13 protein-coding genes are annotated in these 20,276 nt (G+C 51.1%); 2 read left to right on the top strand and 11 right to left on the bottom strand.

The window, feature by feature from the left end; genetic code table 11:
• Positions 1 to 2: 2 nt before the first annotated feature.
• The 11 genes from DXC51_RS08255 to DXC51_RS08200 form a co-directional block, all read right to left on the bottom strand.
• Positions 3 to 1,520 carry an alpha-N-arabinofuranosidase gene (locus DXC51_RS08255; protein ID WP_025489340.1) on the bottom strand — a complete coding sequence of 506 codons (1,518 nt, stop codon included), beginning with the start codon at positions 1,518 to 1,520 and terminating at the stop codon, positions 3 to 5.
• A 123-nt stretch (positions 1,521 to 1,643) separates the two neighbouring features.
• Positions 1,644 to 3,158 (bottom strand): glycoside hydrolase family 43 protein, encoded by a 1,515-nt coding sequence (locus tag DXC51_RS08250; RefSeq protein WP_117544273.1) that lies wholly within the window; start codon positions 3,156 to 3,158, stop codon positions 1,644 to 1,646.
• Between the two features lie 9 nt (positions 3,159 to 3,167).
• A complete protein-coding gene (locus tag DXC51_RS08245) occupies positions 3,168 to 6,158 on the bottom strand; it encodes an endo-1,4-beta-xylanase (protein ID WP_243003159.1) in 2,991 nt (996 codons plus the stop codon).
• 199 nt (positions 6,159 to 6,357) lie between these two features.
• Positions 6,358 to 8,160, bottom strand: a complete 1,803-nt coding sequence (locus DXC51_RS08240; protein WP_021638523.1) for an extracellular solute-binding protein — start codon at positions 8,158 to 8,160, stop codon at positions 6,358 to 6,360.
• A gap of 179 nt (positions 8,161 to 8,339) precedes the next feature.
• Complete coding sequence (locus DXC51_RS08235) at positions 8,340 to 9,263, bottom strand: carbohydrate ABC transporter permease (RefSeq protein ID WP_021638521.1); 924 nt, start codon at positions 9,261 to 9,263, stop codon at positions 8,340 to 8,342.
• Positions 9,264 to 9,281: 18 nt separating this feature from the next.
• Positions 9,282 to 10,202: an ABC transporter permease subunit gene (locus DXC51_RS08230; protein ID WP_021638520.1), complete on the bottom strand. Its 921-nt coding sequence runs from the start codon at positions 10,200 to 10,202 to the stop codon at positions 9,282 to 9,284.
• 558 nt (positions 10,203 to 10,760) lie between these two features.
• A complete protein-coding gene (locus DXC51_RS08225; protein WP_025489335.1) occupies positions 10,761 to 11,813 on the bottom strand; it encodes a LacI family DNA-binding transcriptional regulator in 1,053 nt (350 codons plus the stop codon).
• A gap of 258 nt (positions 11,814 to 12,071) precedes the next feature.
• On the bottom strand, positions 12,072 to 13,154 hold the full coding sequence (locus DXC51_RS08220; RefSeq protein WP_181970061.1) for an SGNH/GDSL hydrolase family protein: 1,083 nt from the start codon (positions 13,152 to 13,154) through the stop codon (positions 12,072 to 12,074).
• A gap of 94 nt (positions 13,155 to 13,248) precedes the next feature.
• Positions 13,249 to 14,664 carry a family 43 glycosylhydrolase gene (locus tag DXC51_RS08215; RefSeq protein WP_117544270.1) on the bottom strand — a complete coding sequence of 472 codons (1,416 nt, stop codon included), beginning with the start codon at positions 14,662 to 14,664 and terminating at the stop codon, positions 13,249 to 13,251.
• A gap of 200 nt (positions 14,665 to 14,864) precedes the next feature.
• The gene (locus DXC51_RS08205) at positions 14,865 to 15,755 is read right to left on the bottom strand and encodes a sugar phosphate isomerase/epimerase family protein (RefSeq protein WP_117544269.1); all 891 of its coding nucleotides are present in this window, start codon (positions 15,753 to 15,755) and stop codon (positions 14,865 to 14,867) included.
• A 289-nt stretch (positions 15,756 to 16,044) separates the two neighbouring features.
• Positions 16,045 to 16,248 (bottom strand): hypothetical protein, encoded by a 204-nt coding sequence (locus DXC51_RS08200; protein WP_147332351.1) that lies wholly within the window; start codon positions 16,246 to 16,248, stop codon positions 16,045 to 16,047.
• A 408-nt stretch (positions 16,249 to 16,656) separates the two neighbouring features.
• Between DXC51_RS08200 and DXC51_RS08195 the strand changes: the two genes are divergently transcribed.
• Both DXC51_RS08195 and DXC51_RS08190 read left to right on the top strand, forming a co-directional pair.
• On the top strand, positions 16,657 to 18,459 hold the full coding sequence (locus tag DXC51_RS08195; protein WP_117544267.1) for a sensor histidine kinase: 1,803 nt from the start codon (positions 16,657 to 16,659) through the stop codon (positions 18,457 to 18,459).
• A 51-nt stretch (positions 18,460 to 18,510) separates the two neighbouring features.
• Positions 18,511 to 20,133: a response regulator transcription factor gene (locus tag DXC51_RS08190; protein ID WP_117544266.1), complete on the top strand. Its 1,623-nt coding sequence runs from the start codon at positions 18,511 to 18,513 to the stop codon at positions 20,131 to 20,133.
• Positions 20,134 to 20,276 lie beyond the last annotated feature (143 nt).

Below are 20,276 nucleotides of genomic sequence, written 5' to 3'. Positions count from 1 at the left end.
ATTCACCCCTCCATTTCCACTCTGAACATAAGCACGCTGCAGGCCGGGATGGTAAAGGTAAGCCCTCTGTCCGTCAGGCGGAAATCAGTAAAGTCTTCCTCGGTTACCCGCTCCGGCTCCTCAAAGCTATTATAAGCCTGCATCTTCCCATGTACAATACGGGCGCTTACATGCGCAGGTTTCTTTTTGGTCAGCACCAGTTCTATTTCCTTTTCCGCCTCCGTGCACAGGTTGTTTAAGGTGACGGTCAGCACGCCGTTTTCATCCACAGAAACGGATTCCTGTACCTCCGGCACCATTTCCGTCTCCTTCACGCCGGTTTTGCCCGCTCCCTCCAGCCAGCTTTCCACAAGATCCGCATCCTGATGATACTTATACATATGGAATACATGGTAGGTGGGGGTGAGCAGCATTTTCTTCCCTTCCGTCAGGATTACGGACTGAAGCACGTTTACAATCTGTGCGATGCAGGCCATTTTAATCCGGTCGCAGTGCTTATTGAAAATATTCAGGGAAACGCCTGCGGTGAGCGCATCCCGCATGGTGTTCTGCTGATACAGAAAGCCCGGATTTGTGCCCGGCTCCACATCATGCCAGCAGCCCCATTCATCCACCATCATGCCGATCTTTTTCTCCGGATCATAGTGATCCATGATAGCGCTGTGGCGCATGAGCACTTCTTCAATTCCGTAAGCCCTGGACAGGGTATTGAACCAGGCTTCTTCGCCAAACTCTGTGGCGCTTCCCTTATGCAGTCCCTTTTCCACGCCCGCATAATAGTGTACGGACAGGCCGTCCATAAAACCGTGGGCATCCGCAGGGGCAGGGCTTCTGAAGCACTCCCGCAGCACCGTGTCCGTCCATTCATAATCGTCCGCGTTGGCCCCGCCGCAGATTTTGAAAATGGGGGCCGTCCGGTCATAGCAGCGGATGTAGGTCTGGTATCTGCGGTACAGCTGGGCATAATAGTCCGGCGTCATGTTTCCGCCGCAGCCCCAGTTTTCATTGCCCACGCCGAAATAATCCACCCTCCAGGGCTTTTCCCTGCCATTTTCCCGGCGCCAGTCCGCCATGGGGGACACGCCGTCCAGGGTCATGTATTCCACCCATTCGCTCATCTCCTGTACAGAGCCGCTTCCCACGTTTCCGTTCACATAGGTTTTGCAGCCCAGCTGTTCGCACAGTTCAAAAAATTCATGGGTGCCGAAGCTGTTATCCTCGGTGACGCCGCCCCAGTTGGTGTTCACCATTTTCTTCCGTTTTTCCTTCGGGCCCACGCCGTCCTTCCAGTGGTATTCATCCGCAAAGCAGCCGCCCGGCCAGCGCAGTACCGGAACCTTCATTTCCTTTAACGCTTCCACCACGTCAGTGCGCATGCCGTTCACATTGGGGATTTCGGAATTTTCTCCCACATAAAGCCCTTCATAGATGCATCTACCCAGATGCTCGCTGAAATGTCCATAGATTTCCGGGTTGATGTGTCCCAGTTTTTTATTCTCGTTAATATATAATGTAATCACTTTCCTGCCTCTCCTTTTTCCTTCTGTCATTTTTCTTGTTCCGCCGGGCGCTCCTTTACGGCCGCTCCAAAGCGCCGTCCGCAAAAGGCGCTGCCCGGTACGGATATGTCCCTTGCCGGACCATCACAGCCCTTTTACCGAAAAGTCCCTGAAATCTCCATGCCCTCCCGTACTTTTCAGGGCATAACAGAAAATTCCGATACGGTATCCTACAAACATATCCAGTGTAAAAACCATATCCAGCGGACTTCCCACCGTCTCCCAGTCACCCGGCGCCTGACGGAAGGCAAAATATGCCTTATCCGCGCGTTCTCTGTAATCAAATACTATCTGCAGCTCAACAACCGCCTCTTCTATCGGTTTCCTGAATTCCAGAATGCCGCCGTCCGCAGCTTTCTGCAGATACAGCAGGTTTTTCTTCCCGTTTTCCACGGCAATGCCTATCTGCCCGTACCGCCCCTGCAGCGCGCACAGTCCGGCATAATCCCCTTCCTTCAGGCCGGAGGAATCCAGTGTCACCTGGCAGACGCAGCCCGGTTCCAGGGTCCGCTGGGTCAGGGTATTCCTTGCGTCAGTCAGTCCGGCGGCCACATGGCCTGTTGTCAGCCGCAGCCATCCGGGCCGGGCCGTAAACGACCAGCAGGACGGGATGGGATTATGGTTCCACTGCCAGGGAAGCGCCAGCCTGTTTTCCTCATGGCAAAAGCTGTCGCTGATAACAAGCGGCCGGGCCGGATAAGGGGCAAAAGGCACCGGGAAATGCGCCGGAATGATCCTGCCCGCGCCCTTTCCTTCCTCCTGTGCTTCCATTCCCAGGATCGGCCAGTCATCCTCCCAGCGCGCAGGCATCAGAAACGGTATCCGTCCGGAAGCGCCCCTGTCCTGGAACAGCATGGCATACCAGTCTCCCGCCTCGCTGTCAATCAAAGTGCCCTGCGCCACGCCATGTCCGGGGAAACCGCAGTCATCATCCATCAGCACCCGGAATTCAAAAGGTCCCTCCAGGCTGCGGGAACGGTAGCATACCTCCCTGCGACCGCCGTTTTCCGGCCAGTCAATCAACAGCAGATAGAGAAAACCATTCCTTACAAGCGCCCGGCAGCCCTCGCAGCGCAGCCGCATGCCTTCCTTCTTTGTTTCAATAAGCACCCTGCGCATTCCGCCTTCCCTGACGCCGCTCAGATCCGGCTCCAGCTCCACGATGCAGATTTTTCCGTTCCCATACACCAGATAGGGGAGCCCCTCCCAGAACAGGAAGGACATATCGTGGAACACCTCCCCGATTTCCGCCCTGTCCCAGCCGCTCTTTTCTATATCATCCGTAGAAAAAATATAGGTTTTCCCGCAATCATGGCTGACAAAACAGGCGTAAAAGCGTCCATTGTGCCTGGTAAGGCTGGTGGCCCACTGCCCTTTTCCGTAGGCGTTCCTGCCGTTTTCCAAACGGTAAATCCCGTTATCTTCCAGCGTTTCAAACACATAGGAAACGATTTCCCAGTGACATAGATCCTTCGAACGAAGGATCGGCGCTCCGGGAGTGTAAAACATGGTAGTGGATACCATATAGTAGGTATCCCCCACCCGGAGCAGATCAGGGTCCGGCATATCCGCTCCGATAATCGGATTTCTGACTTCCATAATGACTCCTTACTTCCTGTATTTTCTCGGGTCAAGCTCATATACTTTCCCTTCTTCCAGCTTTGCAAAAGGCCCGGGCACCCGGCAATCCCCATAATATGGACCGTAAAAATCATCCGCGGTTTCCATGGAAGCAGCCACCGGAAGCACCTCCTCCGGCTTTGTCACGTATTTCTGTCTTCCGGTTCCGTGATGTCTCATCTCCGGCAGGCTGTCCGCCCCGGCAAATTCCAGAGTCAGCTTTTCGGTATCCACATTGACGTTAAACCAGCCCTCCTGCCCTTCCCTGTCAAAGCCGTAAAATTCCCTCCAGGCATCCAAATCCAGACAGTTTTCCGGCGCGGGATACAGAATCCGCAGATAACCGCCCGGCATTTTCACATACAGATTGCCCTGGGAATCGTTGTCCCTGGTCGGGAATTTGATTGCCGCCTCCCCGCAGTCATAGAACAGGTTGTTCATAATCCTGGCCTCCCTGGAGGTTCCGCCCCTGCCGTTTCCGGCAATGCGGAAGGCCACCGGCTTGACAAAATATCCCGCGCTGCGGCATCTTCCGATCAGATTGTTCACCACATGCAGACGGTCCGTTCCTTCCCCGTAAACCGCATATCCGTTGACAACTCCCTTTTCCTCCATCTTGTACCAGCCCGTGGAGCCCGGCTCTGCCGGCACATCCTCCGGACGGAACCTGCCTTCCACATTCCAGAAAATATTGTTGTCTATCAGGTTGATCCCGTCCCTGGAGCATTCTATGAAAATCGCTTCCCGCTGTTCCAGTCCATCCAGGAACAGGTTCCGGGTGATTCTGTTATTTTCATTTCCCACATCCATCCACAGATGGTCGGCACGGAAGGTCTTGGTAAAAATATTGCGTCGGATCAGGCTGTTGACGCTGTTATGTACTTTGATGCCCCCTGCTTCCCAGGAAAGCTCCATTTTCTGCCAGCCGGTTCCTTCTATATGATTGTCCTCAATCAGCAGATCCGTGGCAAACATGCCCGCAATGCCGCAGACTCCCACATCCTTTATTTCACAGCCTCTGATCACCGTATGTCCGATCACCTGATCCGGATCATAGGTGTGGTGCCAGCATTCATTTCCGATATCAATCCCCACGCCGTTGGACCAGTCAATTTTACAGTCCTCAATAATCCAGTGGTGTCCCCGGTAACAGGATATGGCTCCCCGCTGGGGAACCGGGGCGCCGGTGGCCGCATGGGCGCAGGTCAGCCCCTTCACCCGGATATAAGAAAGGAAAGGCACCTCGGGAGCAAAGCACTGCTCCCTACAGGTAAGCTCTATCAGATGCTCCGCCGGATCCCCGTCATCCTCCAGACGGAAATGCACGGTCTGTCCGTTGGCCTCCACCCAATAGGAACCGGGCGTCTCTCCCAGCTGATAATACAGCGCCACCTGCTTTAACGGCTTCCCATCGCAGAATACCATGCCTCTGCGGTTTAAATAGGTGGTCATGTCCGTTTTTTCATATTCGATAAAAAGGCGGTCATGCAGGATGTTAACTGCACAGAAGGGGTTATAGCCCTTAAACTCTTCCGGATTCAGCCTGGTTTCCCAGATCCGCATTCCCTCCGGCAGGTTTTTTCCCAGGCCGGGGATGCGCAGGTTCCAGCCTTCGCTTACGCTGAAAGTATCCGCAATTACAGAAGCTTTGATAATTGCCTCGCCGTCCCCGAAAGCTTCAAAGCTCACCATTTCCTCCGGGCCGTTCCCGCCTCTGACAGGCCGGACGCATTCCCGGTAGACGCCGCCGTGTATCCAGACCCTCGTTCCCGGCCCGGCCAGATTGGCCGCCGCCTGAATAGTGTCAAAGGGATGCTCCGGGCTGCCGTCATTTTCATCACCGGCCTGAGGGTGTGACGGGTTCACATGATATTCCCTGGTAAAAACCGGCGTTTTTTCCCAGAAAGCAAACCGTTCCCCGCCCGGCAGGCGGTCCTGTCCGTCCTCCTCCACTCTTCCGGGCACGCTCAGCACCGCCTGATAAGCGCTTTTGGGGCGAAAGCCGTCAGCGAACAGAAGGGGATAGCTTCTTACCTTGCGAAAGCCGGTAAGCCAGCTGTCTTCATCCTGCATTCCCCAGAAGGTGACTCCGGTGATGTCCGCAAGGCCTTCCTTTTTTGCCCGGGTGAGTATGGTGAACACCTCCCTGTAGCGTGCAGCCAGCGCTTCCATGGATGGACGGGACGGATCCGGATTATGGATGTCCAGCTCCGTAACCTGCACCTGGAGCCCCAACGCGCCGAATACGGAAACCGCCTTCTCATATTCCTCTAAAGACGGCGTCTGCATGGTCATATGCGACTGCATGCCGATGCCGTCCACAAGCCCTTCCGCCATCAGCGGCTTTAAAATCTGCTCACAGATAACGTCCCTCTTCCAGGGCACAAAAGTATCATAGTCATTATAAAATAAATCCACTCCCGGAGCGCAATATTTCCTGGCAAACCGGAAAGCCTGCAAAATGAAATCCTCTCCCACGGTTTCCGTCCACCAGGATCTGCGCAGCGCCCCGTCTTCCACAGCTTCATTCACCACATCCCAGGCATAGATGATTTCCGGATACTCCTCCTGGACAAAGCAAAGCACGCTGCGGATGTACCCTTCCAGCCTGGCCAGCATGGTTTCCCTGTCCACAAGGGGCGCATCCTCCCTGTCGCTGTAGCTTTCTGTAAAAAACCAACGGGGCGTCTGGTTATGCCATACCAGCGTATGTCCCCGCATTTTCATGCCGTTTTCCCTGGCAAAATCCAATGCCACGCGTATTCCCTGAAAGCTGACTGCGGGACAGCGGTCATGCGCCGCGGGGTTTCTCCTGTTTTCTTCTTCATCTAACAGATGCTGTGGCTTCATTTCGTTTTCGCATGTAAAGGAATCGTACTGGCAAAGAAGCGCTTCCTGCGCCCTTGCGTCGGAAAAAGCCTTTGCGGGCACTGCCGCGCCTATTTTGAAATAGGGATGGTACACTGTTTTCAGGCTCATTTTTTCTCCCTCCTGTATATCGCGGATCTGCCTGCGATACTTCCATGAATCAATTCTCCTGTCCGCGGGCCAAAACACAGATTTAAACCTGTAACAGGAACTGTTACGGAAAAAAAGGGGCCGGCAACCGCCAGCCCCCACTTTTTTCATCATTTTAATGATGCTTATGCCTTATTTTATGCTTCAAAGTCCATTCTGCTTATTCTGCTGCTTTTCTTGCATCAATGACAGCCTGATATTTCTCAGTGTCAAAGGCAACCAGGTCGTTCCAGCCGAAGCCTTCCAGCTGTGTGCACATATCGTCCCACATCTGATCGAACTGTGCTTCGTCCGCTGCAAATACCATACGCCAGGAAGCGTCACATACTACGCTCTTGCACTGGCTTCTTACCAGGGCGATATCCGTGCTGTCGCTTCCAAGAGGAATATTTACGTTGGCGACCATACCAAGCTGGCCTTTATTTCTCATATATTCCACTTCGTTTTTAGCCCCGAATTTCTCGGACCACTCATTGATGGTTGCAGTCTGGTTCATTTCAATGGTAGAGGACCACAGATTTGCTTCAAAATATTCTCCGGTAACAGGGTTCATTTCTGCGCTTCCTACAATCCACTGATTGATCTGGTTGTTGCCGTCGCTCCAGCTGCCGCCGCCCAATTCTTCGGGAACCTGGAGATCTCCGGTAAAACGATCCTGTCCTTCTTTCGTCAGTGTATAGGTGCCGTCGTCATTTACCGTATAAATGAAGCCTTCCAGGCTGTTGTGCTGATAGGTCAGTCCTTCAGGGGATGCCAGCCAGTCAAGCAGTTCCATAATTCTTAACTTCTTCTCTTCATCAACCTGGGAACCAACACCCCATACACGGCCATCGCCGTAATAGGAATCGGCTGTCTGGAAGAAATTCAGTTCTTCTACCGGTACGTACATATAGTTTTCACGGTTCTGTCCATGCTCAGGTGTATTCCAGAAGCCATTCTGCCAGTTATACCAGAACAGGTAAACTCTCTTCTGCTTCATCTTGCTGTCGCAGGCGGTGGTCCAGTCCTGTGTGGCAGCGTCAGGATCTACCAGGCCCATCTGGTTTGCTTTAAAGAAGAACTTGAGGGCTTTATAGTAGCCGCCGTTTTTGTCTGTCAGAGGCATGATTGTATTGTCATTTCCAAGCAGTACGGATTCCTTTACCTGCTGTCCGAACCAGTTGGTCAGAAGGTTTGCATTTTCAATACTCGTGCCGTCCCAGTCCTTCCACATGGTAATGGCAAACGCCTTGTCCCCGGCCGCATTGGTGGGATACTTATCCTGCATATCCTTCAGCATGTTCAGCAGGTCGTCCGTAGTCTTCAGTTCCGGGCAGCCAAGGCCTTCGTACAGATCCCACGGAACCCTGGGGGCACTTGCCACTTCTGTCCCTACAAACGCGGTGGGGCCGTTGCTGTTCATATTACAGGGAATTGCATATACGCTTCCCGCTTCCACACCGCTCATGGTGCCGTTGAACAGATCAATCTGCTCTTTGTACTTTGTCAGATTTTCATAACTGCCGATGATATCGCCGATATCCATGATCAGGCCGGCTTCCACACAGTCCTGCATTTCGGAGTTGTCGATGATAACGATATCTCCCAGATTACCTGATGCGCTGCGCGTCTGATAAAGGGAGTTGGCGTCTCCGGATACCTGAGGTGCGATGATGTTCAGCTGGATATTGAATTTGTCCTTAAGCACCTTGCCGAACCAGCCTGCCTGGATTCCCTGATAGTTGGCCGCCTTATCGTAGATTTCAATGGTCATCTCCGTATCATGGGATACTACAGGAGCTGCTCCCTGGGAAGCTGCGGCTTCCGTACCGGCTTCTGTCCCGCTTTCCGTGCCTGCTGCTGCCGGCTCCGTGCCGCTGCTTGCCGGCGCCTGTGTTGTTTCCCCCTGTCCGCAGCCTGCAAGAACGACAGATGCTGTCATAACAGCTGCAAGCGCCAGGGATGCTAAACGTTTCCTTCTCATATAAAAACCCTCCTTTTGAGTCTATGTATAACGGAAGACATGCCTTCCGTAAAAGGTCTGCCCTGCGTAAAAGGTCCGCCTTCCGTTATTTACTTTTTCTGTAACTGTCCATTTTTTCACAGTTACCTTTTTAAACCGCCCGTTTCTTTCCTTACAGAATTCCTTTACGGCAGCGGTGATCAGCCCTTTACGGCTCCAATCATGATACCCTTTACGAAATATCTCTGGAAAATCGGATATACCAGGATAATCGGTATTACTACAATAATCGTTACTGTCATACGCACGCTGGTGGGTGTCTGGCTGGTAGCCACCGCCGCCGCCATGGACGCGCTGTTATTGGTATTGGCAAGGCCGGCCAGCGAGCTTGCCTGGTTCAGATATTGATACAGGATGAACTGCAGCGGATAGAGCTTGGTATCCGTTACCAGAAGCAGGGTATCCTGGAAGGAGTTCCACTGGTTGACCGCGGAAAAAATAGCTACGGTAGCCATAATGGGCTTGATAACCGGCAGCATGACACGGAAGAAAATTTTCATAATTCCCGCGCCGTCAATCTGGGCCGCTTCCTGCAGCTCCTTGGGCACCGACTCCACAAAGGTCTTGGTCAGGATAATATAAAACGGTGAAACAACAGCCGGAAATATATAACCCCAGAAATTATTGGTCAGGTGCAGGTTTCTCATAGTCAGGTACCAGGGAATGATTCCTGCGTTAAAATACATGGTAGCCACCACCAGCCTGTACCACAGCTTCCTGTGCCACATATTGTCCTGGGTGAACATAAATCCCAGAAACGCGGAAGCCCCTACCGTGCCTACCGTACCGATAATCGTCCTCAGCACGGATATCTTGGCAGCCTGGAAAAGGCCGTCAATCCGGAGCGCACTGATATAATTCTGGAAATGGATTCCTTTGGGCCAGAAGAGAATCACGCCCCGCGCGCTTAAATCATTGGCGCTTATGGTGTTGATGAAAATATAGTAAAAGGGATAAATACAAACCAGGGCGCAAAGGGCGAATATGATGTAACAGACAACGCCCAGCATGTTATCGCCGAAGCTGTGATGCATTTTCGTTTTGCGAACCGTTTCTTTGCTCATCTTTTCTCCTCCTCTCCCTTACAGAAAGCTTTCGCCGCGGATCAGCTTGGACATTCCGTTTGCAAAGAACAAAAGGATGACGCTGACTACGCTCTTAAGCATACTGATTGCAACGGATACGGAATAGCTGCCGCTTCCCATTGCCGTATTGTACACATACAGGTCAAGCACCTGGATAGTTTCTTTGTTGAAAGCATTCTGGAACACGTAGTACTGCTCCATACCATTGGAAAGGAAGTTGGCAATGTTGAGCATCAGCAATACGAAATAGGTGGGAAGGAGGCTGGGAATGGTGATGTACCAAATCATCTGCATTCTTGATGCGCCGTCTACCTTGGCTGCCTGGTACATTTCATCATCAATTCCTGAAATCGCCGCTATGTACATGATGGCCGACCAGCCCAGGTTCTTCCAGGTGAGCCACAGCCACATCGTCAGCCATACATGCTCCGAGGACTGGAGGAAAAGGACTGGCTCCGTGGTAATCCCCAGTGTCTGCAGCAGGGTGTTTGCCATGCCCGTGCTGTTGAAAAGGCTGTACGCTACGGAATAAACGAGAACCCAGCTGATGAAGTTGGGAAGCGTGGTAACCGTCTGCACAAACTTCCGGAAGGGCACGCACCGCAGCTCGTTCATAAATACTGCAAACAGCATGGGCAGCCAGGAGGTTGCCAGCGTAATGCCGCTCATGGCGAAGGTATTTTTAAGGACCTGCAGGAGCTGCTGGATTTTAATCGGGTTTTCCACCAGGGATTTAAACCATTTCAGGCCTACAAAATCATGGATGGAAAAGGGCTTGGGCGGCTTATAGTCAAAAAAGGCGTATACCCAGCCGTATAACGGATAATATGAAAAAACCAGTACCAGTGCAATAAAAGGCAGAACGTAAAGGAACATTTTAAAAGAGTTCCATTTTTTCTTGTTTTGGAAAAACTTCATTTTCACTCTTCCCCTCTCCTGAAAGTTTCATTTTTTGTTTATCGTTAAACCTCTTGTTTAGTTGGATTATAGATCATTATTCTTGTAATTGTCAATAAGACTTTTAATATTCTGTGTTTTTTATAGATTATATACATTTTAACATAGGTTTTGTAGGTGTGCGAAACGATATTTTTGTTAAAATTGTATATAGTATTGTCTGTTATGCAATAGTACAACGTTAAACACCATCACACATTTTTAACCGCCCGCTTTAAACAGGCCGGTAACCGCCTGCCGCTTCTTCCACCGGCATATTCACCCAATTCCCTGCCCTGTTGCCAGGAAAACCCGAAAAAAGCCGCTTTAGCTCCGGTTATACCCGGTCAAAGCGGCATAAAAAAGGATTGCGGAGTTTTCCATCCGCAATCCCTCAGGTTCGGTTTTTACAGTGTTTCTTATCAACAGGCGCTTTCAATTAACATTATCTCCGGGTCATTTTTACCAGGACAGCTTCCCCGATGCGCTGTCTTTGGCGCCCGTAAAGCTTTTTCGGCGCGCCGGCTGAGCCGGCCGGCTTCAGGCCTCTATTTTCCCCACCGATTTTCTGACCACCAGAGTACAGGGAACCCCGATTTCCACCGGCGTTCCTCCGGAAGCAGCCTTCCACTCCCCATCAATTTCCTTCAGCAGAATTTCCGCGGATTTGTGCCCTATTTCGGACAGCGGCAGCGCCATCGTCGTCAGCGCGGGACGGAAATATTCCGCCACATCCTGATTGTCAAAGCCCGCCACAGACACATCCACTCCCGCTTTCAGGCCGCATTCCTCCAGATAGTCATATACGCCTCCCGCCATACGGTCCGCCATGCAGAAAATAGCAGTCACTCCCGCGTCAATCAACGGCTTTGCCATCTCATAACCAGAATCCCTGTCCCATGCGCCGTATCTGACCCAGTCGGGATTATACAGCACCTGTGCCTCGAACATGGCCTTCTGGGCGCCCAGAAGCCTTTTCTTGGTATGTATATTATCAGCACGGCCGCCGATAATTCCTATCCTGCGGTGTCCCATGGACAATACATACTTCATGATATCATAACCGCCCTGCTCGTCTTCAATCACTACCGCAGGCACCGCCGGAGAATCCGTATAAGCATATGCCATGACCGCAGGCATGGAAAGATCCTCTTTGAAAAAATGGATGATCCTCGCATGTCCGGCCACATAAATCAGCCCGTCCACCTTAATGGAACGTAGCTCCTGCAAAGCCGGCTCCAATACGGATCTGTAGGCCTCCTCGTTGTTGAACCAGGACTCCTGCCATCTGGCATAAAGACGCAGGTTCTGCACAATTGTCCGGTATCCCTTTTCTTCGCAGAACGCCATAATGCTTTCTATCATCCCGGGCGTACTGAACTGCGCAATATCCTCCGCAATGATTCCTATCGTCCTGGTTTTCTGATTTCTCAGGCCCTGGGCAATATAATTGGGCTGGTAGCCCCTTCTCTTTACAACATCAAGAACCTTCAGCCGGGTTTCCTCGCTCACCTTGGGCTTCCCATTGAGTATATTTGAAACCGTGGTGGCGGAAACATTGCATTCCTGTGCAATTTCCTTTAACGTAACCATAACCTTGCATGTACCTTCTCTTTCTCTAAATTAACAAGAGTAAGTTTAACGATAAACACAGCCGAATTCCATTAACAGTCAGTCCTCCAGCCCCACATTGCTAATTTTTAAAGGAATTATAGCATTGCTACCGTCATAACGCAAGGATCATTCACTTTTTCGCTTTGTTTTCTGTAAACCAAATGAATTTCATATTTACAGAAAAACCGGGGAAATACAGGTTATTGCCTAAAATGCCACAGCTTTCCATCTTCACAGTCAGGGCTTTAATACCGTATCCAATACCTGTCCCTGTATTCTGGCAAGATAATCATTGGGGTGATTTAATAAATTTCCCGTAATATCAATATACCTTTTTCTTTTCATCAGCTCCTTCTGCACTCTCTGTACATCTGCCACAACCACACCGGCGCCGGCAAGCGGGTACAGGCTCTGTGCATATTCCTCCTGATGGGCGCTGAAATACATAGGCGCCGTATGTGCCAACGGATTGGGAAGGGTGGTAGCGATAAGCACATATTCCGTATCCAGACATTCACCGGCGATTTTTTTCAGAAGACGTTCCGTTTTCTCCCGGTACTCTCCGCCCGGACACCTGTCGTTCATTCCAAAGCCCAGCAAAACCAGATCCGGCTGATGGGAAATCGCCCTTTCCCCGGCATTTTCCAAAGCCCATTCCGAATCCGTTCCGCCCACGGAGGTATTGATAAATTCCACGCTCCCGCCATAATAATCCCGCAGGCTGTCAATCAACAGTTCGGACCACTGCGGCTGTCCCGGTTCCAGCCCATAAAGTCCGCTGCAGTCACAGCCGCAGGATATGCTGTCACCGTAAAGGACAATTTTTACAGGCTCCTTCCGTTTCAGCCTGCCATACAGCCGTGGCAGCCGTTCAATACCGGATACGGGCCGGAAGCCCTGCCATTGCCCCTGTGTGGTATAGGTAACTGCCAGCTGCCAGCGGGTAATATACTCCGGATTGCCCACGGCACTCAGATTCAGGAACTTACCGTCCGTCGTCTTGACCGGTCCGAAATCCGGCCCCGGCTTCCCGTCACAGGAAGGCGTCTCCTGTGATGTATAAAAAGTCTCCCAGCCCGTCTGCGGGATCCGGCTGTCCCGGGTAAGGAACAGCCTTCCATCCTTTACAAAACAATCCCGTCCTAGTTCATAGACGTTTTTTCCGTCATAGCTTTCTATCCTGATTATTTTCTCAGGGCTGTAAAGAAACGGGGCGCTGCACTGCCCGTTTTCTTCAATCATGGCAAAGGTTTCCCGCCAGATAGTTCCCCCTTCCCATACCGGCGCAAGCAGCGGGCTGCTGTCTCCTGTCATTCCCATATCCATCCTCCCCCTTTATTCCGGCATCTTTTCCGATGTCATCTTAAAGCACATCATTTAAGCATTTTATTCCAGGCATTTTATTCCAGGCATTTTATTCCAGCGTAAAGGAAGCCAGGCTTGCCCCGCCCTCTCCCTGATATACAAAGTAGAGCGCCTGCACGCCGTCCGGAATGCTGATGTCCGCACTGTATTCTTTCCATACATTGGAAAATCCCACAGGGATCCATCCAAGCACAGGACCGTCCCAGGCAGTTTTCACGCCAAATGCCCCTTTGCAGTAACCGCGCACCCGGATTGATACCCGGCTGATGCCTTCACAGGCAAAATATTTGAAGCCGGCATGGGCGCCGTCCCGCATATTGGCAATATATCCGGTTTCCTCGTCTCCGTCCCTGCCGTCCTGGGTGATCTTCGGGAAACGGCAGTCCATCCATTCACCCGGCGCTCCTGTGGTAAACGCTTCCTCCTTTGCGAAAAGATGGCAGGCCAGATAAGCCGGGTATTCCCCTTTTCCCAAAAGCGGCCCTCCATTGGCGCCGCAGGAAGTGATCTCCGCCTGTATAATGCTGCCGTCCTCCCGGAAGGTAATCGGCTCGATGCAGCCCTGTCTGCTGAAATTCGTGCCGTCCGTTTGCCTGTGATAGAAAATATACCATTTTCCATTGATTTCCACGATACTGCCGTGGTTGTTTCCGCCATAGCACATGGGCTTCCCGGCCGGCTTATAAGAATCGATATGCATATCGTTATTGCTTACAATCACGCCGCCGTAAACAAAATCCTTCATGGGATGCCTGCTGGTTGCATAGCACAGCTCATGCATGGCAATAGAGGAATAAATAAAATAATATGTATCTCCCTTTTTACGGATGGAAGGCGCTTCAAAGAACTCATGTCCCTCAAAGCTGCTGCCTTTACTGTATGGCTGGCTTGGCGCAATATTTACCGGTCCCTCCAGTATGGTAAGCATGTCAGGCCCCAGAACCGTGCCCATCGGGCCTGTCCTGGAGGTATCCCCGATGGCGCAGAAGCCTGTATACAGCCAGGTTTTGTCCCCTTCCGTCATCACGCCCGGATCAAACTGAGGCTCATCCCCTTCTTTTTCCCCCAGACGCACGCCGTCCTGATAATGCACATAGCCGTAAAATTCATAAGCGCCGGCCGGCGTATCGCACACCGCCACGGAAACCACCGGCACCTTGTCCAGCACATAGTACAGATAATACCTGCCGTCCGGACCCACGGTGACATCCGGCGCGTACAGGCACATATGGCCGTCCGGATTCAGCGGATCCTGGGTTTTCTTATAAATCACGCCCTCATACCGCCAGTTTCCCAGATCATCCTCCGGGGCCGACCAGCATACATAGTCGTTAAGACAGTAGGCATGGCCGCGGAAACGATCATGGGATCCATACACATATACTCTTCCGTCGAATACATAAGGTTCGCCGTCGGGGATATACTCCCAGGACGGCAGATAAGGATTAAATGCCTGTTTTTTCATTTCTGTTCCCTCCGTACACTGTTGTGAGCAACTTTCACATTTTCTTTTTCTGCACTTTTCCGGCCAAAGGGCGGATGCCCCGGCCGGGAAAACTGTTTTCCAACTGTTTTCTGCAGCCTGCTGCCTCTATTCTTTCACAGACATTTTTCCAAAGCAATGATATATTCTCAGAAAAAATTGATTTATTCTTATATTGCCTGTTAAGCCAACACCTTTTTCCCCGCTTCATACGCACGCTTCAGATAATCCGTTGTGTCCTCGCCTGACGGCTTCACAACCTCCATCACCCAGGGTTTTTCATACGCTGACTGATTCAGCACCGCCATCAGCGCTTTCCAGTCTATGCCGCATTCCCCGGGAAGCATATGCGCATCGCCATGACCTTTTCCCTCACCCCATCCAAAATTGTCATGGATATGGACAGAATACAGGCGATCCTTGAAACGATCCGCAAATTTTGTAATAAATTCATTTCCCCATACCAGGTTCGCATGTCCGGTATCCAGGCACAGCCCCAAAAATTCCGCCGGATAACGCGCAAACAATCTGTCAAACTGCTCAAGCTGCATCTCTCCCGGCGCTTCATATAAATTTTCAATACAAATGCGCACCTTTTTCTCCAGGCAGAAGGGCTGCAGTTCATCCAGCGACTTATATGCCTGTCCATAAAAAATTTCCTTTGTCTCCGGTTTTTCCTCAAAATCAAGATATGGCAGATACATATGCAGTACAATTTCCGTGGTCCCCAGTATATGCGCAAGCTCCACGCGGTTTTTGATAAGCTCCACCCCGGCAACCCGGTTATACTCTATCGTGGAAGTATAATCCTTGCGGTAATGCACATCCATGCGGCCGTTGCCGACTCCCCGGCTTCCCTTACTTGAATGCAGGGATTTTGCCTTAAGGCCGTACTTATCCATCCACCCCCTGATCTGTTCCATCTCCGAACGGGAATAAATATAATCGCCATCCCACTCGTAACACCAATGCATGTGGGAAAACCCTGCCCCCGCAATCCTGCGGATGCTTTCCTCAATCTCTTCAATTTTTACGTATTCCGCTTCGTAATCCGTGTTGATTCCAAGTTCCATGTTGTTCTCCTTTTTACCTTTTTATTTTTTGAGTGCATATAAGTGCGCTTTTAACAATATAAAATGTCAGAACGAATACGCCAGTTAGCAACACAATAAAACATTCATATAATATTTGTATAATGTCTATAACCTGACATTTCCGAACCGCTTTTTCACAGGCGGCACAGGATATGAACCTGCCGGCTGAGCAGTTATATTTTACCATTATTTTCAGCAACAGGACAGTATAACATTTATTGTGTTCCTGTTTTTATATTTTCTTAAATCAAATTCCGTTCCATCTATTTTACCACAGCAGACAACTATGGACGCAGCACCTTTCTGTTTTCGCCGCCCGGATTTCCACTTTCACCATCCTGCAGCCATCTTCTATCACACGCACTGCCGCCAGGAAAAACGCATCAGCGCAGGCGCCGTCCTCCCGCCGTCCAAGGCTGGGGCAGCCGGCCGTCTTTCTTCCCGGAGGGGATGGGGGTGTTGGCTGATCCATACGAAAAAACGGCGGATATTTCTTACTGTCCCGGGGAACCAAAATTATGCCGCCCTTAGCAGCCTGTCTGACGAACGCAGCAGACGCAAGTCGCTGCGAGAGGAGTTTTGGCTGCGTTGGCAGAATTTTGGTTCCCCGGGACAGTTAGAAATACCCCGTTTTTGAAACTGGATCAGCCAACACCCCCATCCCCTCCGGGAAGAAAGACGGCCGGCTGCCCCAGCCTTGGACCGCGGGAAGGACGGCGCCTGCGCTGATGCGTTTTTCCGCCCCACTACCATGCCCCCGGGAGGCCAGGCTTGTCTCACGCTGGTGAATATGTTACAATTTGTTGAACATTTAACATAAACAGTCCGACCTGCAAAACCGCTGCCGTTTTGCATCTGCATCATCCGGGGAGGGGAATACATGGAAAATAAAATAAAACTTTTCTTCCAAAAAGTGCCGGAGCGCTTCCATCCGGGGAAAATCCTGGACAATCTTCCGCTGACCAGAAAACTGATGCTGTTGTATCTCTGCTGCGTCCTTCTGCCGCTGATACTCACGGACAGCATTATTTTTTCCCTGGTAATCAAGGCGGAGCAAAGCTCCAGCCAGCATGAAATGGAAAATATCGCCGAGGCCATCCACTATACCCTGAGCAACAGGATGGACAACGCAGCCAATCTGTCGCTGAACATTTACAGTAACAAATACATCAATGAATTCATGGATGCAGAATACGCTTCGCCCCTTGATTATTATGAAAGCTACCGGGATTTCCTCAAGGATTCCCTGTACGAAGCCAGCGTGGGCACAAGCAATTACAATATCGTCATGTACGCTGACAACCCCGGTATCGTAAACGGCGGCAGCTTCTGGAATCTGGACAGTGCAAAGGATAAGCAGTGGTACCGGGACTTCGTGGAATCAGGCCGCGACATCCTGGCCTATCCATATTATGAAAACACCGCCACCTCCACCCTGAGGAAAATTTCCATCATCCGCCGCATGGATTATTACCACAAAGGAAGCTGTCCCAATCTGGTGAAAATGGACATGGATTACAGCGGCATGTCCCAGAGCATCATCAATTCCAAATACCGTTTTCTCGTATATATCTGCGACGGCGATACCATCCTTTTTTCCAATGACGGGCACGGCGGCATGGGAAAGCCCTATGAAACCTTTCTGCCGTCCATGAACAGACAGGTGGGCTATTCCAGGGATATGAACGTATACGGCAGGGTCTGGAGCATTTATGTTATGAAGGAGGAACTGAACGTCCTCTCCATCATCCGCAACAATTTCGCACTCCTGCTGTTTCTGATACTGGTGAACCTGCTGCTTCCCGCGCTTTTAATGAAGGGCATCAACCACTCCTTCACTTCCCGTATCAGGGAACTGGGCGCCGCTTTTGATAAAGGGGATATCCATGAACTGACCCAGCTTCCCGCTGTCAGGGGGAAGGATGAGATCGGGGTGCTCATGGCCAGCTATAACCACATGGCCAGGCGTATCAACGATCTGATCCAAACCGTTTACAAGGACAGGCTGAAGGAGCAGGAAATGGATATTGCAAGGCAGAATGCGGAGCTTCTGGCCCTCCACAGCCAGATCAACCCCCATTTTCTCTTTAATGCCCTGGAAAGCATCCGGATGCACAGCCTGATTAAAAATGAAGAAGAAACGGCGGGCATGGTGGAGCGCCTGGCCCTCATGGAACGCCAGTATGTGGACTGGGGTACGGACACCATCAGCATCCGGGAGGAGCTTCAGTTTGTGGAAGCCTATCTGGAGCTGCAGAAATACAGGTTCGGCGACCGCCTCTCCTACAAAATTGAAGCGGAACCCGACTGTCTTCGTTATTGCGTGCCCAGGCTGACCCTGGTTACTTTTGTGGAAAATGCCTGTGTACACGGGCTGGAAAACAAAACGGCTCCCGGCTGGATTTTCGTCAGATGCTGCTGCCGGGACGGCCATCTTTACATGGAAATCGAGGATACGGGACACGGGATGGATTCCGGGCTTCTCCTTACGCTGCAGGAAAAAATGGAAAATGCAAGCATGCAGCTTCTGAAGGAAAACGAACGGGTCGGGATCCTTAACGCCTGCCTGCGCCTGCATATGGCAACGGACAACACGGTAAAATTCCAGCTGGAAAGCGAAGAAGACTCCGGAACCATCGTAACCATCAGCATTCCGGAAGAGAAATTGCGCATCAACACCTGAAAACAGGATTCCAATCGATTCTGTTTCCGGTTCAAAAAGGGAGGGACAAGAATGCTTCAGGTTTTATTAGTAGATGACGAACCTTTTATACTGCAGGGCCTGGCCATGCTGATTGATTGGGAAAAAGAGGGCTTTACGCTTGCAGGAACGGCGGCGAACGGTCTGGAAGCCATTGCATTTCTGGAAAAAACACAGGTGGATCTGATTATCGCCGACATCAAAATGCCTGCCATGACGGGCATAGAGCTTCTGGAAAAAATAAGGGCGGAACACATTTCCGACGCCTATTTTATCATCCTCAGCGGCTACAGTGATTTCGAATATGCCAGAAAGGCCATCCAGAACAGCTGCATGGATTATATTCTCAAGCCGGTCCGACAGGCAGAGCTTCTGAGCGTGCTTAACAAGGTCAAGGCCGACAGCACCCAATCCCTGCAGCGCCGGGAAGAGGTCGCCCTTCAGGAAAAAGCTTATTTTGCCAGAAATCTGATCGCCCTGATCTGCGGAAAATTCGATCAGCTGAACCTGGAACATGTGAAAAGCAAAATGCGCACAGAGGGCGGCATCCGGTATATCGATATTGAGATCGATGATCGCCCGGAGGATGAATCCGGAAAGCTTTTACTGAAATCAGAGGAAGAAAAAAGACAGCAGCAGCGCCTTTTATACCAATACTGCCTGGATTTCCTCAAGCAGGACGGCTGGCACTGTATCCTCGATGTGTCCAGCAATGAAAAGGATTACGATATCGGCCTTGTTTACTGTGATTATATGGCACAGGAGGCGGGGATGGACGAGCAGGGATATCTGGATTATTTTCTGAAAAGCATCCAGCAGAGGATGAAGCAGCCTGTAGTCATGTTTGTAGGAAACCGGGTGGACGATATTTCCCTTCTGTCCGAATCCTACCGAACGGCCAACATCGCCCGTTCCTTCCAGAACTTCCATGTGGAGGGCATGACCCAGCGCATCTCCTGGTATGAGGAGCAGGAATGCGCGGAGGAAAGGACGCTTCTGTGCAAGTCCAGCCTGGACGAACTGATAAAGGCCGTGGAACAGAATGAAAAGGAACGCATCCCCGAGCTGGTTGACAGCCTGTATGAGGAGATCAACCGCAACAGCCTGGATGCCAAGCTGGTCAGCATGAATATAGATTATCTCCTGTTCCAGCTGGTGCATGCGGCCCAGGCCCAGGACATCAATGTAAACCAGGAGGAAATCCTGGAATTTATCAACAGGAATGCCTTTGATTCCGGCACCATGCGCGGCAGCCGGATGCATCTGAAGCGCTTTGCCGAGGAATACGCGGATTACCTTTCACAGCTGCGCGGCAAAAATATCCGCGGCAGCGTCATGAGCGACGTGGAACAGTATATCAGGGAGCACTACGCACAGAACCTGACGCTTAAGGATCTGGGACTGAAATACTATATCAACAGCGCTTACCTGGGCCAGCTCTTCAGGAAAACCTACGGAGTATCCTTCAAGGATTACCTGAACAATTACCGCATTGAAATGGCCGCCTCCCTCCTGCTGCACACGGATTTGAAAAATTATGAGATAATGGAGAAGGTCGGCTATCATGACCTGGATTATTTCATCAACAAATTTATAGCCCTGAAAGGCTGCACTCCCGCCAGATTCCGCAAAAAAAGCCGGGAGTCCAATACCTAGGGACAGGCGGCTGCATATGCAGCACTGCCGGCTGTTACAAGCCCTTATTTCAAAAAATCCGGACAAATTAGAGTTTTTTTGTGCAACTATAATTTGCCCGGGTTTTTTATGTATTTTATCCGGTTGTTGTTTTGTTCAATTAG

The organism is Eisenbergiella massiliensis (assembly GCF_003435485.1).
Note: the sequence above shows the minus strand (reverse complement) of the source record. Positions and strands in the feature narration are given on the sequence as shown.

Bases quoted from the DNA above. Each gene is read 5' to 3' on its own strand.
- DXC51_RS08250 (WP_117544273.1), bottom strand. From the start codon at position 3,158: ATGGAAGTCAGAAATCCGATTATCGGAGCGGATATGCCGGACCCTGAT.
- DXC51_RS08245 (WP_243003159.1), bottom strand. From the start codon at position 6,158: ATGAGCCTGAAAACAGTGTACCATCCCTATTTCAAAATAGGCGCGGCA.
- DXC51_RS08240 (WP_021638523.1), bottom strand. From the start codon at position 8,160: ATGAGAAGGAAACGTTTAGCATCCCTGGCGCTTGCAGCTGTTATGACA.
- DXC51_RS08235 (WP_021638521.1), bottom strand. From the start codon at position 9,263: ATGAGCAAAGAAACGGTTCGCAAAACGAAAATGCATCACAGCTTCGGC.
- DXC51_RS08230 (WP_021638520.1), bottom strand. From the start codon at position 10,202: ATGAAGTTTTTCCAAAACAAGAAAAAATGGAACTCTTTTAAAATGTTC.
- DXC51_RS08225 (WP_025489335.1), bottom strand. From the start codon at position 11,813: ATGGTTACGTTAAAGGAAATTGCACAGGAATGCAATGTTTCCGCCACC.
- DXC51_RS08220 (WP_181970061.1), bottom strand. From the start codon at position 13,154: ATGGGAATGACAGGAGACAGCAGCCCGCTGCTTGCGCCGGTATGGGAA.
- DXC51_RS08215 (WP_117544270.1), bottom strand. From the start codon at position 14,664: ATGAAAAAACAGGCATTTAATCCTTATCTGCCGTCCTGGGAGTATATC.
- DXC51_RS08205 (WP_117544269.1), bottom strand. From the start codon at position 15,755: ATGGAACTTGGAATCAACACGGATTACGAAGCGGAATACGTAAAAATT.
- DXC51_RS08200 (WP_147332351.1), bottom strand. From the start codon at position 16,248: ATGGATCAGCCAACACCCCCATCCCCTCCGGGAAGAAAGACGGCCGGC.
- DXC51_RS08195 (WP_117544267.1), top strand. From the start codon at position 16,657: ATGGAAAATAAAATAAAACTTTTCTTCCAAAAAGTGCCGGAGCGCTTC.
- DXC51_RS08190 (WP_117544266.1), top strand. From the start codon at position 18,511: ATGCTTCAGGTTTTATTAGTAGATGACGAACCTTTTATACTGCAGGGC.